General features: G+C 62.7%; 20 protein-coding genes. 8 read left to right on the forward strand and 12 right to left on the reverse strand.

Features of this window, described 5'->3' with window-relative positions; genetic code table 11:
• Nucleotides 1-71: 71 nt before the first annotated feature.
• Together ACN9M3_RS08250 and ACN9M3_RS08255 are read right to left on the reverse strand one after the other, a co-directional pair.
• The gene (locus tag ACN9M3_RS08250; RefSeq protein ID WP_426169685.1) at nucleotides 72-350 is read right to left on the reverse strand and encodes a protealysin inhibitor emfourin; all 279 of its coding nucleotides are present in this window, start codon (nucleotides 348-350) and stop codon (nucleotides 72-74) included.
• Nucleotides 347-1756 carry a hypothetical protein gene (locus ACN9M3_RS08255; protein ID WP_426321714.1) on the reverse strand — a complete coding sequence of 470 codons (1410 nt, stop codon included), beginning with the start codon at nucleotides 1754-1756 and terminating at the stop codon, nucleotides 347-349. Before ACN9M3_RS08255 ends, ACN9M3_RS08250 begins: the two co-directional genes overlap by 4 nt.
• 121 nt (nucleotides 1757-1877) lie before the next feature.
• Between ACN9M3_RS08255 and ACN9M3_RS08260 the strand changes: the two genes are divergently transcribed.
• Nucleotides 1878-2159 carry a polyhydroxyalkanoic acid system family protein gene (locus tag ACN9M3_RS08260; RefSeq protein WP_426169690.1) on the forward strand — a complete coding sequence of 94 codons (282 nt, stop codon included), beginning with the start codon at nucleotides 1878-1880 and terminating at the stop codon, nucleotides 2157-2159.
• Between the two features lie 367 nt (nucleotides 2160-2526).
• Here ACN9M3_RS08260 and ACN9M3_RS08265 read toward each other — a convergent pair whose 3' ends face one another.
• From ACN9M3_RS08265 to ACN9M3_RS08305, 9 genes are all read right to left on the reverse strand, one after another.
• Complete coding sequence (locus ACN9M3_RS08265; RefSeq protein WP_426321716.1) at nucleotides 2527-2895, reverse strand: hypothetical protein; 369 nt, start codon at nucleotides 2893-2895, stop codon at nucleotides 2527-2529.
• Nucleotides 2892-3806 carry a GNAT family N-acetyltransferase gene (locus tag ACN9M3_RS08270; RefSeq protein WP_426321718.1) on the reverse strand — a complete coding sequence of 305 codons (915 nt, stop codon included), beginning with the start codon at nucleotides 3804-3806 and terminating at the stop codon, nucleotides 2892-2894. The genes ACN9M3_RS08265 and ACN9M3_RS08270 overlap by 4 nt, the downstream gene beginning before the upstream one ends.
• Nucleotides 3807-3898: 92 nt before the next feature.
• Complete coding sequence (locus ACN9M3_RS08275; protein ID WP_426169698.1) at nucleotides 3899-4432, reverse strand: DUF2867 domain-containing protein; 534 nt, start codon at nucleotides 4430-4432, stop codon at nucleotides 3899-3901.
• Nucleotides 4429-4767, reverse strand: a complete 339-nt coding sequence (locus tag ACN9M3_RS08280) for a hypothetical protein (protein ID WP_426169701.1) — start codon at nucleotides 4765-4767, stop codon at nucleotides 4429-4431. The genes ACN9M3_RS08275 and ACN9M3_RS08280 overlap by 4 nt, the downstream gene beginning before the upstream one ends.
• Nucleotides 4768-4847: 80 nt before the next feature.
• Nucleotides 4848-5099: an acyl-CoA-binding protein gene (locus ACN9M3_RS08285; protein ID WP_028100729.1), complete on the reverse strand. Its 252-nt coding sequence runs from the start codon at nucleotides 5097-5099 to the stop codon at nucleotides 4848-4850.
• 87 nt (nucleotides 5100-5186) lie between these two features.
• Nucleotides 5187-6230 (reverse strand): DUF1176 domain-containing protein, encoded by a 1044-nt coding sequence (locus ACN9M3_RS08290; RefSeq protein WP_426321721.1) that lies wholly within the window; start codon nucleotides 6228-6230, stop codon nucleotides 5187-5189.
• Between the two features lie 110 nt (nucleotides 6231-6340).
• Nucleotides 6341-6628 carry an HU family DNA-binding protein gene (locus ACN9M3_RS08295; protein WP_057261775.1) on the reverse strand — a complete coding sequence of 96 codons (288 nt, stop codon included), beginning with the start codon at nucleotides 6626-6628 and terminating at the stop codon, nucleotides 6341-6343.
• A 173-nt stretch (nucleotides 6629-6801) separates the two neighbouring features.
• Complete coding sequence (locus tag ACN9M3_RS08300) at nucleotides 6802-8064, reverse strand: hypothetical protein (protein ID WP_426321723.1); 1263 nt, start codon at nucleotides 8062-8064, stop codon at nucleotides 6802-6804.
• Nucleotides 8065-8170: 106 nt separating this feature from the next.
• Nucleotides 8171-9538 carry a S8 family serine peptidase gene (locus tag ACN9M3_RS08305; protein ID WP_426321725.1) on the reverse strand — a complete coding sequence of 456 codons (1368 nt, stop codon included), beginning with the start codon at nucleotides 9536-9538 and terminating at the stop codon, nucleotides 8171-8173.
• An 89-nt stretch (nucleotides 9539-9627) separates the two neighbouring features.
• Here ACN9M3_RS08305 and ACN9M3_RS08310 point away from each other — a divergent pair, with 89 nt between their 5' ends.
• On the forward strand, nucleotides 9628-10131 hold the full coding sequence (locus ACN9M3_RS08310; protein ID WP_130315233.1) for an RNA polymerase sigma factor: 504 nt from the start codon (nucleotides 9628-9630) through the stop codon (nucleotides 10129-10131).
• A complete protein-coding gene (locus tag ACN9M3_RS08315; RefSeq protein WP_426169715.1) occupies nucleotides 10128-10886 on the forward strand; it encodes an anti-sigma factor family protein in 759 nt (252 codons plus the stop codon). The genes ACN9M3_RS08310 and ACN9M3_RS08315 overlap by 4 nt, the downstream gene beginning before the upstream one ends.
• 21 nt (nucleotides 10887-10907) lie before the next feature.
• Here ACN9M3_RS08315 and ACN9M3_RS08320 read toward each other — a convergent pair whose 3' ends face one another.
• A complete protein-coding gene (locus ACN9M3_RS08320; protein WP_057261771.1) occupies nucleotides 10908-11264 on the reverse strand; it encodes an FKBP-type peptidyl-prolyl cis-trans isomerase in 357 nt (118 codons plus the stop codon).
• Nucleotides 11265-11405: 141 nt separating this feature from the next.
• On the opposite strand from ACN9M3_RS08320, the gene ACN9M3_RS08325 reads away from it, so the two are divergent.
• From ACN9M3_RS08325 to ACN9M3_RS08345, 5 genes are read left to right on the forward strand one after another with little or no spacing between them, the layout of a single operon-like run.
• Complete coding sequence (locus ACN9M3_RS08325) at nucleotides 11406-12374, forward strand: cytochrome D1 domain-containing protein (RefSeq protein WP_426169718.1); 969 nt, start codon at nucleotides 11406-11408, stop codon at nucleotides 12372-12374.
• On the forward strand, nucleotides 12374-13153 hold the full coding sequence (locus ACN9M3_RS08330; protein WP_426321728.1) for a polysaccharide deacetylase family protein: 780 nt from the start codon (nucleotides 12374-12376) through the stop codon (nucleotides 13151-13153). The genes ACN9M3_RS08325 and ACN9M3_RS08330 overlap by 1 nt, the downstream gene beginning before the upstream one ends.
• Nucleotides 13150-14115 (forward strand): sterol desaturase family protein, encoded by a 966-nt coding sequence (locus ACN9M3_RS08335; protein WP_426169723.1) that lies wholly within the window; start codon nucleotides 13150-13152, stop codon nucleotides 14113-14115. The genes ACN9M3_RS08330 and ACN9M3_RS08335 overlap by 4 nt, the downstream gene beginning before the upstream one ends.
• Entirely contained in the window at nucleotides 14115-14942 is an 828-nt protein-coding gene (locus ACN9M3_RS08340; RefSeq protein ID WP_426169726.1) for an EI24 domain-containing protein, read from the forward strand. The genes ACN9M3_RS08335 and ACN9M3_RS08340 overlap by 1 nt, the downstream gene beginning before the upstream one ends.
• Nucleotides 14927-15712: a competence/damage-inducible protein A gene (locus ACN9M3_RS08345; RefSeq protein WP_426321730.1), complete on the forward strand. Its 786-nt coding sequence runs from the start codon at nucleotides 14927-14929 to the stop codon at nucleotides 15710-15712. The genes ACN9M3_RS08340 and ACN9M3_RS08345 overlap by 16 nt, the downstream gene beginning before the upstream one ends.
• Nucleotides 15713-15934: the final 222 nt, after the last annotated feature.

A 15934-nucleotide genomic window follows, 5' to 3' on the forward strand; every position in this document is an offset into this window, starting at 1 on the left:
ATTTCTCACAATTCGGGCTTAGATACAATCTAAATAAGCAAATTCGTGGCGTGACTCTAACAGTCTTGCTTTCAGGCAGCGGAACGGATCAAATCGAGCAGATTTTGCCAGGGCGGCGCGCCAGTCTCGACAAAGCTTAAGCTATGTCGTCGACGGCCATCGTCGGCTGTGATAGTCCAGTGCCCCAGATCGGCGCCAAGCGGGGGCGAAAAATTTTCTGCGGACGCGAAAAAACCACTGGAGGCGAGGGCCGCCTCCAGCGCCGAACCGACTGGACTTGCATCCGTGTCAACTTCGAAGTGCTGGCTGAGGCCGGCGAAGCCGCCTCCACCGGTCGCGGTGATCTTCATTTTTCGACGGTCAATTCTCCATGGCGGGTACTGTAATTTTTGCACCAGGCCGCTAAAGCCTGGCGCTCGGCATCGAGCACGCCTTCCAGGTCGAAGTATTCGGCATGGTTCATGGTACCGCAGCAGGCGCGGCGGTCCTGGCGCGCGTCGGGGGCGTCTTCCACCATGGCCGGCAGTTCCAGGTTTTGCGGCTGGTCCTCGGTCAGCGGCACGGGCGAGACCACCACCTCGCGCAGGGCGAAGCGGTTGCGGATGAAGTTGGCGTAGTCGACAGGCTTGCCGTCTTCCTGCGCAATGCGCAGCATCTGGTTGACCACGTCGGCATACTTGGCGTTGGCGTCGGGTGCTGCGACCAGGGCGCGCAGCACCAGGCTGCACAGGTAGCCTGCCACGCCGTGCAGGCAGGCTGCATCGTCGCGCAGGCCCGGGGCGCGTTCGAACGAGAAGATGTCGGCCAGGATGTCATAGATGGCGCCGGTGAACACCTGGGAGATCGCGTGCACTTCATTGCCGGTTTCGGACAGCTTGAGGTCGTTGTCGGCATTGCGCAGGCCGTTCGGACGGCCGAGTGCGAGGCCGAACTGTTCCGCCATATCGGCCAGGAAGGTCTTGTCGTGCAGGTCAGCCTTGGTTTGCGCGATCACCGCTTCCACCTGGTCGAGCTGGGACAGCGCCAGGAAGATCGCCGTCAGGTCGCCGAAGGATTCATGCAGGCCGCCGGTTTGCGGCGGCGCGCTGTTCAGTATCCATTGTGGTTTCAGCCCGTCCAGCACGGCGTGGCCGGTCTCGTGCGAGACGATATCGAAGGAGCGGCAGGTGAACACGCGCCCGGCGGCGCCGGTCGGCACGAAGTCGCCGAATTTCAGCGCGCGGTCGCTGCGGCTGTAATAGGCGTTCATTACATTCGGCAGCCCATGCGGGAACACCTGCAGCGGATCGGTGTTGCTGCCGCTGTTCCAAGCCCAGGGCAGGGGCGCGCTTGTGTCGGCACGCGATAGCACGCGCTGGTACATGGTCAGGGTCGAGCGCACCACGGCAAAGGCATGCACGGCATCGAACTGGTCGGTGTCCGGCGCCATGATGAAGTCGCCGAAAGCATTCGGGCTGACCGGGGCAATGCCGGGCTGGCCGTACGTGATGCGGGCGTCGCGCGGACCTTCCAGGATCACGCCGGGCAGGAAAATCTTGCGGGTGCCGAGTTCGCTGACGGAAGGGTCCTGCTTCCAGATCAGCACGCGGGCGCCAGCGGGCGGTGCGGCGGCGGGACGCGTTGGCAACGCGGTATCTTTCAGGCGTGGCAGGCTGGGCTGCTGTAGCAGTTGCGCCGACTTACGGTGTGCGCGGTACAGGGCGGATGGTGTCGGCACAAAGCTGACAGGCAAAGTCATGCACATATTCTCATCCATGATCACTCTCCCAAGGGCGGTTGAATGACCATGGTTACCCTGTCTGTGGCATCGCCCTTTGATCCAGCACAAAGGTGCGTGCGTTAAAATAGCGCCTTTTGTGCTTTTTGATTAGCAGAGTATGGCCGATATCAACATCACCCAGGCCCACAGCCTGGAACCTGCGCAAGCGCGCGCAGCAGCAGAACAAGTCGCACAACGTATCGCCAAGGAATTCGACCTGGCCTGCCAATGGCACGGCGATACCCTGAAGTTCGGCCGCAGCGGCGTGGAGGGCACGCTGACCCTGGCCGACAGCGCAGCCCATATGAATATCAAGCTCGGCTTCCTGATGGGTGCCTTCAAGAGCGCCATCGAAGGCAAGGTGGCCGAGAAGATGCGCGCGGTATTCGCTCCGGCCTAAGCGGCCCTGGTGGGTTGGCCCACCGTCTCGCTCATCGCCACCGCAGCACGCTCCAGTTCCTGCCTGCCTGGCTCATGCTTGCCGCTGCCTGCCATGCGCTGCTCGATGTGCAGCAGGCGCTTGCTTCTTCATCGTTCCAGGTCCTTTCTCATCGCTAGGGCGGCTCGGCAGGCTGGATCTTCCTCGCCAAACTTGCACGATTTCTTGAGCGCTTCGAGGGCTTTCTGCCTGTTGCGCGGATTGCTCTTGTCCCCGCCAAGGATAAACCCGTACATCGAACAGCCCCATGGGTCGTTTGCCGCACAAGTTCGCTCGAACGTGCGCGCAGGGCAGCTTTGCGCGTCCACCTTCGCTGGACGTTCCGGCATCAAGGTGGCTGCACGGTTGGTGGGGATGCCACGCCTAATTTGCAGGATCGCTGGAACAGAATGTCCGACGCGCGATCATCCTGCTCCGATGCTTGCAGCGCAACCCCTAACCAATAACAATATTCGCCTTTGCCGGCCTTGCAAGCAGCCATGCATGCCGGCTGGCTGGACGCGGTCTCGCATTGCGCTTTGACGCCGTGGTTGTAGTCTGGCTGGCTGGTTGCAGGCATCAGGTCGGCAGGGCATCTTGCGAGATCGCCTGCCCAGTCCTTGCTTGCATTTATCTCCTTGACCAGCGCCGAAGTGTTTGATTCGGCCCACGCTGAAGGCAGCATCAAGCAAAGCAGCAGGAACATTAACTTCTTCATTCTTCTTCAAGGAATCGATGTAAAACGTAGGCGTCGACCAGTCCAAGTTCGCGATGACGGAAAGCTTGCGGCAAGATGCCGGCGATGTTGAAGCCAAGCTTGCGATACAGCGCCAACGCCGCGGCGTTGGTACTGACGACGTAATTGAACTGCATGGCGAGGAAGCCTTCGCGACGCGCCTGTGCCAGGCTGTGTTCGACCAGCGCGCGGCCGATGCCATTCCCATGCGCCGGTGCGGCGACGGCGTAGGTGGCGCTGGCGACGTGGGCTCCGTGGTCGGGATTGTTGGCGCCCATTTTGTACATGCCGAGAATGACGTCTCCCGCGCAGGCAACATAGGCCGGGTGGCTGCCGAACCAGTGCAACTGGAAGGTGGATTTCTCAAATCCCTGGCCAAACGGGAATGCGTCGCCGCCTGCCAGCAGCGGCTGGAAAATGCTCCACATTGAATCAAGGTCGCGCGGTTCGGCAAGGCGAATCGTCGTCGCTCGCTCGAGCCGGTAGTGCACATCGACGCCATTGCTGATCTCACCGCGCTGCCAGCCTTGGGCCAGATAGAAGCGATCGGCGCGCGTGTCGGCCGCAGTGGAGAGTTTGATGGATTGGGCGCCGCTGGCAAACAGCCATTGCGTCGCCAGTTGCAGCAAGCGCTTGCCCGCGCCCAATCCTTCAAATGCCGGCTCAACGAATAGTGCCCAGATCGAGTTGTCTTCGCGCGCAGCGTAAGAAAAGCCGATTACTGCTCCTTCGCGTTCGCACACCCAGCCCTGGCCAAGGCGATCCAGGTAATCTTCATACATCTGTTGCGTAACGCGAGCCGGATTGGAAAGTGCGTTTTCGCGCACGGCCAGCCTGATCGCACTCATGGCGGGAATATCGGCAGTTGTCGCGCGGCGGAAAAGAAGTGTCATGCGTCGGGATTGGCTTATAAAAAGCGCAACTCTAGCATGCAGGTGGAAGAGGTGGCGAGCTCGCGCGCCTGCTTGCACATTGGCGGCGTGTGCTACCGACAGCGATGCGCGAACGTCGCCAAGGCTGTCCTCTTCAGCATTGTCCTGACAATTATCTTGTGCAGAGGCGTGACCGGCAACATGTACAAGCGCCCCAGCCAATTGTGCACATGGACGACAGTGGTCACGCTGACCGCACCTTGCGGCGCTTTGCAGACGGATAGCACCACGTTCAGGTGCTTGTCCGAGTCGCCCAGCAGCACTTCATCCTGCGACAGGTAAAGCAGGGAGAAGATGCCGACGCGATCGCCGATACGATATTCGCTTACCGGTTTGGCCGCGCGCAGCGCGCCCAGGTGGCCCAGGTTTTTCAGCCCGGCCAGGCCGGCCAGCCAGTTGCGCAAGGCCATGAGCCGGTTTACCCAAGCTGGAGTCTGCTCCACAACGTGCAAGTACAGCTCCAGCGCGGAGACGTTGGCGTCCGGTGAGACGATCTGGTAGCAGTCATGGAAGTACGCGCCCGGCAGGCGCAGGCTGGCCTGGCTACCCGCTGGCGCTGAGGCGGGAGTAACTTGGCCGCGCATCATTTGCGCAGCAGCGCCCACAGGGAATAGCCGCCTGTCACGGTGCCGACTGGAACGTTGAACAGGGCGACAATGCTGAAGATGATCAGGGGCGTGCGCGCGGCGCGCGAACCCTTCAGGTAAGCGATGGCTGAGCCGATTTGCAGCAGGCAAAGCGCAACCAGCAGGCCAAGAATGATGGTGCCCGCACCCGTGATGAATTCAACGACACCCGGAGCATTGCGTACGATCTCCGCCAAGGCGTGGAAGAAGACGGCCAGGCAGGCCACCAGTAACAAGGAAAGGAAGCCGAGGACGATGTGGGCAATCGCGGCGATCCTGGAGTGGTTGTCCAGCATTTGACTGTTAATTATTTTGCAAATACTGGAGTGTGCAGCGCCGCGCTGGTTTTGACAAGCGCGGCGTCAAGGCGGGAGGATTACTTCAAGCTTTCGATCAGGTCGATGTACTGCTGCTTGGCGTCGTCCTGGCTGGTGCCTGCCAGTGCCGCCCATGCGTCGAACTTGGCGCGGTTGACGAAGTCGGTCATGCCAGGGCGCTCGCCGGTGGCGTCGCCTGCCGAGCCTTGCTTGAACAGGGCGTAGATCTTCAGCAGGGTCATATTGTCTGGGCGTTCCGGCAGGTTCTTGGAATCGGCCATCGCTTGGTCAAACTGTTCTTGCAGGCTCATGGTGTCTACCTTTGGTTTAGTGGAGTTATGAAGCGCCATCATACAAAAGAAAGCCTGCGCTGCCTTAGAGGGGAGGCTCCAAATTCGCTACTCCTGGGTCACCACGGTTGGCAGGTGCCAGGTTCCGCCAGGTGCGATCGCCTGGCACATGCCGGTCGTGGATGCTGCGGTGAGCTGAAATTGCTTGCCGTTCCAGCGCAGGGTTTTATAGGTCCAGCAGTCACCGAGGCCACGTCCCTTGTGCATCTCGCTGATCTTGCCGGAGGCGTAGTCGCTGCCGGTCGTGGTCACCAGGACTGGCCGGAACGGCGGCTTGTCGTTGACGACCCAGTAGCCAGCTCCTGCGTTATAGGCCGCTATCCAGCAGCGCATGGATACCAGCATCTGATTGGAAGTCAGCCTGACCGCTTTCAGCGAGTACAACATCTCGTCGTCAAAAAGTTCTTCGCAATCGTCCGGCTTCACGCTGGTGCGCAGGGCAGCCACCAGGTTCTTGCGATGGCGATCCACGAAGCGGGAGTCCGCCTGCTGCGTCATGGCGGTTGGCGCGGGCAGGAACTTCGGCTTGGCGACAGCCGGCGGGACGCTTGATTCGGGCCGCGAACCCTTGCGAACCACCGCGCCGGGCGTGCCAACCCGTCCCTGGTATTCGTCCATCTTCAGCAGGACTGCGGTGGCGCCAGCGTCGGATATCTCTCCCCATAGCTCGTCTCCCCGCTTCAGTTCAACGGTGGCATGCTGGGGCAATGCGGCCAGCAGCGCCGCGATCTGAGCCTGTGAAAGCTCGGCCACAAACGTTTCCCGGGCAAATTCCAGCGAACCTGTCGCCGTGTCGTTGATCCACAGTTCAAGCTTGAACTTTGCCGGCATGTGCGCGATCGCTTCCCTTTCGTCATAATGGCCCAGCATGACTTGTCCGCTGACTTGCTGGCCAGGGCCGGCTTGCCTGGTCAGCAGGATGGATGCTGCCTGGTCTTTCTGGAGATTCCCGCCGTAGCCGGCAGCACGGCAGGCGCCGGTGTTGTCGCAGGCCAGTTCCCATGCGTCGTGTTCGAAATACAGGCCGGACGGATTGAAGGCGTGGGCGCAAAGCGGCAGCAGTGCCGCGGCGAGGGCAAATATCAGGCGCATGAATTTTCCTGGCGTGGGCGCCGTGTGCGGCGCACCATATAAAAACGGCGGTTCAAGACAAGCCGCTTGGGCCAGCCTTGAACCGCCGTTCTGGCGGTAAGCCTGAAGAATTACTTCTTCTTGGTTGGGTTCACAGCGGCTTTCAGGGTTGCGCCAGCCGAGAACTTAGGGGTCTTGGATGCAGCGATCTTGATCGCTTCGCCGGTTGCCGGGTTGCGGCCTTTACGGGCAGCGCGCTTGGCGACGGAGAAGGTGCCGAAACCGGTGATGCCAACGGTGTCGCCCTTTTTCAGACGCTCGGTAACGATCGCGATCAGGGTGTTAATTGCGTCGTTAGCGGCTGCGCCGGACATTTCGGTACGCTTCGCAAATTCTGCAATCAGTTCGCCTTTTTTCATTACTACCTCCTTGGTTAATGGAGCGCGCAGATTAGCACATTAATTGAAAAAAGTGTGTACCGTTTTTTGAAGAAGCCCATATAGTGACTGGCTCGCCACGAAATCTGGGGCGGTTTATGGCGAAAACCTCAGCTAGTTTAAGCTTTTCCGCCGCGCCGCCCCAGCCTGGTGCGTCATTGCGCGGAGCCTTCAACGGCGGCGTTCCTGCCTGCCTGGGCGCTGAAACCGGCGTTCACACCGCCGTTTGCGGAAGCGCTTTTCGGCGATTGCTGCGCTGCGGTTTGGCTACCGCTGCGGGCGCTTTTGCTGGCGCTGGCGGAACCGTTGGCCGAGCCGTTTGCCGCGGCGTTGGCATGGCGGGAAGGCGTCGCTGCCTTGCCGCTGGCCGCGCCGTCTGCGCTGCCGCTCACCATGCTTGTGCCGCGCGCCAGGCTGGCGCCCAGGCCGGACGCGCCGTTGCCGCTGCCGGATGCCGAACCGGACTTGCCGCCGTTCGAAGTTCCGCTTGGGGTGTTATTGGCAGTGCTGTTGGAAGCGCCGTTCGCGATACCGCTTGCCGCGCCGTCGGCGTTGCCGCTGGCCGCACCTGCATTACGCGCGACCTGAGCGCCCAGGGAATGTGCGCCCGCTGCGCCGCCTGCCAGGCTACCCGCCAGGCCATTCGCCGCACCATTCGCCGCGCCGTTTGCTGCGCCGCCTGCGTTGCCGCTGGCGTTGCCGTTCGAGGTGCTGCTGGATGCTTTGTTTGCCGTGCCGTTTGCGGTGCCCGATGCGGCGCCGTCCACTGCACCGTTTGCGGAACCTGCACGGTGCGCCACCTTGCCGCCGAGGGCGGATGCGCCTGCCGCTGCGCCAGCCAGGCCGCCTTCCGCACCATTCGCGCCGCCACTGGCCGCGCCGCTAGCCGCGCCGTCGGCGCTGCCGCTGGCAGTACCAGCACCGCGCGTCAACTGGCCGCCGAGCGCAGATGCGCCGCCGGCACCACCGGCCAGGCTGCCGGCGATGCCGTTCGCCGCTCCATTAGCGGCGCCATTTGCTGCACCGTCTGCGTTACCGCCTGCCGCGCCAGCATTGCGCGACAGGTTGCCGGTCAGGTTGGCGGCGCCGTTGGCCGCACTGCTGGCGTCCAGGCCGCGCTGGGTGGCATTGTTAGCCGCCGAATCCGCAGCTGCGGCGCGGGAAGCGGTAGCGGTGACATTGCCTGCCGCATTGCCGGCGATATCCGCGCCGGCGCGATTGCCGCGCATGGTGCTGCCGGCGATATCGCCGGTCATTCCGCCGCGCATGGCGCCCATGCCGCCGCCAAAAGCACCGCCGATACCGCCGCCGATATTCCCCCCCAGTGCGCCGCCGAGCGGGCCAGCCTGGGCGATGGATGCGGCGCTGGCAGCAGCGATAAAGGCAGCGCGGATGATGGTTGCGATGTTGGTCTTCATATCAGTTCTCCTTGGTCTGGCTGCGGGAAATCCGCCGCGTACATACAGAGAACGAACCGGGAAATGGATTTCTTCCATCCATCCGGAAAAAAAATTCAAATTCTTTTCAGCGGAAGGCTGAAGGGGGAACGCGCAGGTTTTCGGCAACCACGCCGCGGCCGGTGCCGTCGCCGGCTGCGCTGGCATCGGCGGCGAGGGCGGAAAGCGCTTCGGCGGCCTGCGCCGGGGAGGGCGAGTGCAAGCGCGGCGCCAGTAGCGCCGCCACCAGGGGCGAGGCGAAACTCGTCCCGCGCACAAGCTTATACGGCGGCGTGCCGATGGCAGCTGCGGCCATCTGGCTGCCTGGCGCGGCGAACATCACTTGCGGGCCGCGCGCAGCTTCCGGCAGCGGGCGGCGCTTCGGATCGATGCCCGTCACGCCGACCACGCCGGGGTAGCTGGCCGGATATAAAGGAGGTGCAGCAGGCCCGTCGTTACCGACCGCAGCCACCAGCAAATGGCCGCGCGCCACCATCGCCTGCACCACACGGCCCAGCATCTGGTTGGGTGGGCCGACCAGGCTGATATTAATGACGCCGACTTGTTCCCTTGCCAGCCAGGCCAGTGCCTGTACGATCTGGCTGGCGGAGCCGCCGGTCGGCTGGTCGCAATATATATCTGCTGCATAGAGTTTCGCGCCCGGCGCCGCGCCGGTGAAGCGCTCGGACTTGCCGATCATCAGGGCGCCTACCGCCGTGCCATGGGGCGCAGGACGGGCCGCTCCGTCGCAGCCCCAGCGCACGATGCGGGCGTTCTCGAAAACCTCGTGGCTGCCATCGATGCCGCTGTCCACCAGGCCAACGCGCACATCGCCGCCAACCGCGCGGGCTGGCGCGGTACGCGGCAAGCTGCCCGCATTGTCTCGCGCCGCTGCCGGATCGGCATCTGGCGCATCGTTCGCACCGGCGCCTGTATACACATGGTTGAAATCGTAGCTGCTATCAGGATCGGCGGCGCGCAGCCTGGCCAGCGCGTCCGCCGTGGCAACGCCATCGGGCACCCGCAAGGTCACCAGCACCTGGCCGACCTCCGGCATTTCCTGCCGGCCGGTCAGCGTCAGCCCGGCCGCGACGGCTGCCGCAAGTCCGGCCTCCGATGGCGACCAGGCCAGGATTTCCTTGCGCACAATAGGAAATCCGGCGGGATCCGGCTCAAGCTGCGCCGGATGCCGCTGCAGCAATTGGCGCATGTTCAGCGCACGGAGCTGGTCCAGCGACACCTTGCCTGGCAGTTCGGCCGTGTCCAGCAATTTTTCGCGCAGCCGGTCGCGCAAGCCGTTGTCGCCAAGACGGGATGGCAGGCCGCCGGGCAACTGGGGCAAGCCAGGCAGGCCGATTTGCGCCGCCGCCGGCCCCGCGCCGGCCAGCAGGCCAAGGGCCAGCAGCAGGCAGCGGCAGGAACGCAACAGGGAATAAGTCGGGCGCAAGGTTGGCATGGTCGGATGATAATATAAGCTACCGGTATCTATTCTGTATTAACGACGGAGAGAGGGAAGAAAATCCCGATCCCGTTCGTTATCTTCATATGATGGACAACGATAGCGCCCTGCACGAGGAAATCGCCACACTGTTGCCGCGACTGCGGCGTTTCGCCCGTACCCTGGCCTGGCACCGCGAGGATGCCGACGACCTGGTCCAGCTCTCCGTGGAGCGCGCCATCCTGCACAGCAGCTCTTACCAGCCGGGAACCCGCCTGGATAGCTGGTTGTTCCGCATTATTAAAAATGCCTGGATCGACGAAGTGCGTTCCCGTACCCGCCGCAGCGAACTGTTTGCGCCGGAGGAGGAAGGCGAGCACGTAGGCGACGATTATGCCGAAGCGCACCAGCAGCGCATGGCGGTGCAAAAAGCCGTCAGCCTGCTGAGCGAAGAGCACCGGCTGGTGGTCGGCCTGGTGCTGGTGGAGGGGCTGCCTTATAAAGAGGCGGCCGAGGTGCTGGATATTCCGGTCGGCACCCTGACCAGCCGCCTGGCGCGTGCCCGCACCGCGTTGCAAGAAATGTTATCGGAACAAGCGAGGACAGTATGAAGAGTTTTTCCGACGAAATCCTGATGGCCTATGCCGACGGCGAGCTGGATGAAGTCACCCGCCGCGCAGTGGAAGAAGCCATGCACAAGGATGCCGCGCTGGCGCGCCGCGTCGCCCAGCACAAGGCCATGCGCAATGACGTCTTTGCCGCCTTTGCCCCGGTGGCGGAGGAAGCGGTGCCGCCAAGGCTGGCGCAGCCGCTGCGCCAGGCCACGGTGGTCAGCCTCGATTCCGTGCGCGCCCGGCGCGAGGCCGAGCAGCAGGCTGCCCGCAAGGCCACTCGTGGCCGGCGCTGGTCATGGCCGGAGTGGGGCGCGCTGGCGGCGATGTTGATGGTGGGCGTGATGGCCGGCCATTACGGCGTCGGCATGCTGCCGATCGACCGCGGCGAAACGGTGGCCAGCCGCGATGGCGTGCTGGTGGCGCAAGGCCGCCTGGCAACGGCGCTGGACCAGCAACTGGCCGGCAGCGGCGGCCCGGTGCGCATTGGCACCAGCTTCCTGGCGCAGGACAACAGCTACTGCCGCAGCTTCACCACGGCCCAGGATATGTCGGGCCTGGCCTGCAAGCAGGGCGGTGCATGGAAGGTGCAGCTGGCGGTGCAAAGCCAGGGCAAGGCCCAGCAGGGGGAATACCGGCAGGCGGCGGCGGACATGCCGACGCAGGTGTTGGATGCGATCGACCAGCGTATTGCCGGCCAACCGCTCGATGCAAAAGCGGAGCAGGAGGCCGTGCAGCGCAAGTGGCAGCGCTAGGCCTCCCGTCGCAGGGCTGGCTTATACGCCCAGCAGTTCCACGTCGAAGATCAGGGTGGCGTTGGGTGGAATCACGCCGCCGGCGCCGCGCGAGCCATAGCCCAGTTCAGCAGGGATGATCAGCTGGCGGGTGCCGCCTACCTTCATGCCTTGCACGCCTTCATCCCAGCCGCGGATCACCATGCCGGCACCCAGGGCGAATTCGAACGGATCATTGCGGTCCTTGGACGAATCGAATTTCGGGCCTTTGCTGCCGTCGTCGTTGCGCAGCCAGCCGGTGTAATGGACGGTGACGTTCTGGCCAGCTTTTGCTTCCGCGCCATCGCCAACCTTGATGTCGTCGTATTGCAGGCCGGATGCGTTAGTGATGATAGTCATTTGGATTCCTTAGAAATGTGGGGCTTAGGCCGCGATTGTAGTCCATTCGCGGCCGATACCCATTAAATGTTGTCGGCAATAACTTGATACAAGACGTTTGACCGTAAAATACTGGTTGGCTTAACCAATAAGCGAGTTTTCATGTTCCGCAGTATCCGTAGCGCAGCAGTTTTATGTGGTTTGCTGGCAGGCGTGCAGCCTGTCCAGGCAAACGTCGTCGTCGTGCTCAATTCGCGCGATGCCACGGTCCAGTTGCTGGACCAGGTAAGCTACAAGAGCCTGCAGACCTTCCCGGTGGGGAAAGAGCCCCACCACCTGATGGCCACGCCCGATAACAAGTCGCTGATCGTCGCCAGCGCCGTGGGCAATGAGCTGGTCTTCCTGGACCCTGTGACCGGCCAGGTGCAGCGCCACGTCAAGGATATCCTCGATCCATACCAGATCGGCTTTTCGCCGGACCAGAAATGGTTCGTCGCGACTTCGCTGCGCTTGCACCGGCTCGATGTCTATTCGTATAACGGCAAGGAAATGACCCTGGCCAAGCGGATTCCGCTGCCCAAGCTGCCCAGCCATATCGCCTTCGATGCCAAAAGCACCACGGCCTTCGTCACCCAGCAGGGCAGCGACCAGGTCAGCGCGGTCGACCTGAAGACGCAGAACGTGCTGTGGACTATCCCGGTCGGCAAGCTGCCGGCCGGTATCGCCATGACGCCGGACGATAAATACCTGCTGGTCGGGATCATGGGCAGCGACTACGTCGAAGTAATCGACTGGCGCACCCGCCAGACCGTCAAGCGCATCAAGGCCGGCGCCGGCACCCACAACTTCCGCGCGCTGGGCGATGGCCGCTACACCTATGTGTCGAACCGGGTGTCGAATACCATCAACATCATCGACCAGAAGACGCTGGAGAACGTCGGCACCATCGACGTGCCCGGCGGCCCCGATTGCATGGAAATCACGGCCGACAAGAAATACATGTGGGCCACGCTGCGCTGGATTAAAAAAGTGGCAGTGATCGACCTGCAGCAGAAGAAGGTCGTCAAGATGATCCCGGTCGGCCGCTCGCCGCACGGCGTCTTCTTCGCCAACTCGTCCGCGAGGATGTAATGCGGTTGCAGGCATGCGTGCTGGGACTGGCCGCTGCGGCGGCCACCGGCGCGTCGGCCGCCGCGCAGGCGCCCGCGCCGGCATGCCGCGGCACGATCTACCTCACCTTCGACACCGGCAGCCAGTCGCAGGCCCACCTGATCGCGACGGTCCTGGCGCGGCAAAACGTCAAGGCCACCTTCTTCCTGGCGAACGAAAAGACCGTCAAGGGCGACTACAGCCTGGACCCGTCCTGGCAAGCCTACTGGCGCGCCCGCGTCGCCGAGGGCCATGCCTTCGGCAGCCACACCTTCGACCACACCTATTACGTGCGCGACGCCGGCAACGGCAAGATCAGCGTCAAGCCGCAATTCGGCGCCCGCGCCGGCAAGGTGCAGGACTGGACTTCGCAACAGTACTGCGCGGAGTTGCGCCGCGTCGACCAGCGCTTCCAGGAACTGACCGGCAAGGCGCTGGACCCGTTCTGGCGCGCTCCCGGCGGCAAGACCAGCCCGCGCACCCTGGCTGCCGGCAAGGCCTGCGGCTACCAGCATGCGGGATGGGCCACGCCCGCCGGCTTCTCCGGCGACGAACTGCCGGTGGAACGCGCCTCCAACGCGCAATTGCTGAAGCGCGCCCTGGACGGCCTGCGCGACGGCGACATCTTCATGGCCCACATGGGCATCTGGTCGCGCAAGGACCCATGGGCGCCGGCCAACCTGGAACCCCTGATTGAAGGCTTGAAGCAGAAAGGCTTCTGCTTCGCCACCCTGAGAGAACACCCGGATTACAGCAAATGATTCAATTCTTCCTGGACCTCCTGGGCCAAGCCCAGGGCTGGCTGTTTGAAAACGCCATCCAGCCGCTGATCTATTACTCCGGCATGGGCGACATCACCGAAGAAGCCTTCGAAGGCACGGAATGGCTGCTGATCGGCATGGCCGAACTGCTGCTGATCTACCTGGTGCTGCGCCCGCTGGAAGCGGCCATCCCGGTGCACCAGTTCAGCGACAAGCGCGCGCGCTGGAATGACTTCATCTACACGGTGCTGCAGCGTATCGGCCTGATTCCGCTGCTGCTGTTCTTTACGCTCGATCCCGTCATGGACGCCATTTCCGGCGCCTTGCACATGGAAGGCGTGCAGCCCTTCAACCTGGAAAACCTGGTCACCAATATGCACCCGCTGGCCAGCTTTGCCGTCTACCTGCTGGTGCTGGACTTTTTCGATTACTGGTTCCACCGCGCCCAGCACCAGTTCAACTGGTGGTGGGGCCTGCACAGCCTGCACCACAGCCAGCAGAACATGAACCTGTGGAGCGACGACCGCAATCATTTGCTGGACGACCTGCTGCACGATGTCTTTATGGCGGTGCTGGCGCTGGCCATCGGCGTGCCGCCAAGCCAGTACGTGCTCCTCGTATCGCTGTCCCGTATCGTACAAAGCTTACAACACGCCAATGTTCGTATACACTTCGGCCGCATTGGCGAACGGCTGCTGGTGTCGCCGCGCTACCACCGCATGCATCACGCGATCGGCGTTGGCCATGAATCGAAGGGCCAGGGCACGCTGGGTGGTTGTAATTTCGCCGTGCTGTTCCCGATCTGGGACATTATTTTCCGCACCGCTAACTTCACGCCGCGCTTCGAAGCAACCGGCGTGCGTGACCAGTTGGCGGGCCGCGATTACGGCCGCGGCTTCTGGGCCCAGCAATGGCTGGGCCTGAAGCGGATGTTTGAATATTTGAGAAAGAAACCGAGTTAATGCGCGCTGTTATCCACGCTTATGGCAGGGCCCTGCTGTCCCAGTTCCACGGCAAGATCTTATTGCTGAGTATTGTTCCTTTCATTTTGTCAGTCGCCCTCTGGGCATTGCTGCTCTGGCTTGGCCTGCAGCCGCTGCTGGACTGGCTGCACGGCCACTTCGTGGAATTCGAGGTTTACCGCGTCACCAGCGACTGGCTGCAATCGATCGGCCTGGGCGGCTTGCGCTCGATCGTGGTGCCGCTGTTTGCGCTGCTGCTGCTGCTGCCGCTGATGATCGTGACGGCCATGATCTTCATCGGCGTGGCTGCCATGCCGTTCATCGTGCGCCACGTCGGCGGGCGCCATTTCCCGCAGCTGGAAAAGAAGCAGGGCGGTTCGATACTGGGCGGCGTCGTCAAGGCGCTGGGCGCCTTCGGCATCTTCGTCGTGGCCTGGCTGTGCATCCTGCCGATGTATATCTTCCCGCCGCTGGCCGGCCTGGCCACGGTGCTGCTGTGGGGCTGGCTCACCAGCCGCGTGATGAGCTATGACGCGCTGGCCGACTATGCCAGCCCGGAAGAACTGTCCAAGCTGCAGCGCGAACATCGCTGGCAGCTGATGTCGATCGGCGTGGTGTCCGGCCTGGCCGGCTCGCTGCCGGCACTGGTGTGGGTGGGCGGCGCGGCTGCTGCCATTGCCTTCTTCCCGATCCTGCTGGCCGCATCGATCTGGGTGTATGTGGTGATTTTCATCTTCACCGGCCTGTGGTTTGAGTATTATTGCCTGCAAGCGCTGGCGCAATTGCGCCATGAACCCTTCGAGGAAAGCCTATGCGAATCGGACTGATCATCATTGGCGACGAAATCCTTTCCGGCAAGCGAACCGACCAGCACTTCCCCAAAGTGGTGCAGCTGCTGGCGGCACGCGGCTTGCAACTGTCCTGGGCCGAATTCCTGGGCGATGACCGCGAGCGCATCACCGCCACCCTGAAGCGCACCTTTGCCAGCGGCGATATCGTGTTCTCCTGCGGCGGCATCGGCGCCACGCCGGACGACCATACGCGGCAGGCCGCCGCTGCGGCACTGAGCTTGCCGCTGGTGTTGCACGAAGGCGCAAAAGACAGCATCCAGCAGCGCGTGCGCCAGGTGGCTGAAGAGAAGGGCGAGGTAGCCGATCTCGCTTCGGCGGAAAATCTGCAGCGCCTGCAGATGGCCGAATTCCCGCAAGGCGCTGCGCTTATTCCAAATCCGTATAACAACGTGGCCGGATTCGCGCATGGAACACATTACTTCGTGCCCGGCTTCCCGGTCATGGCGTGGCCGATGATCGAATGGGTGCTCGACACGCACTACACCGACCTGTTCAATCGTGAGCCTCGCGCTGAGCGATCGGTGTTAGTGTACGAGGCAGCGGAAGCAGCGCTTACTCCGCTGATGCTGGCCCTGGAAGCAGCCTGGCCGCGCATCAAGGTCTTCAGCCTGCCAAGCGTGGGCGATGCGAAGACCAGGCGCCATATCGAGCTTGGCGTGAAAGGCGATCCGCCCCAATGCGAGGCTGCATTTTCCCAAATGTGCCGTGAGCTCGATGCCCTGAACGTGGAGTACGCGAAGCCCTGAAACCACAGTGTGAAAAGGGTGTTAACTGCTCTTGCAACGGCGCTCACAAACGTGTGAAGCGCCGTTGTTTTTTTGCGAAACTGAACCGCGAAGTTTAAATATTTTGCGAGTTGCCCCGTGCAGTGCGCGCCGATGTGGTGCAATGGTAATCAAGCAGAAATACTCTGCGTGTACTGTCCGGTTTGAACACTATGTTAAGCAATCGTCGTTTTCGCCGGCCCC

Source organism: Pseudoduganella sp. R-43 (assembly GCF_049913255.1).
In the GTDB taxonomy this organism is placed as follows: Bacteria; Pseudomonadota; Gammaproteobacteria; order Burkholderiales; family Burkholderiaceae_D; genus Rugamonas.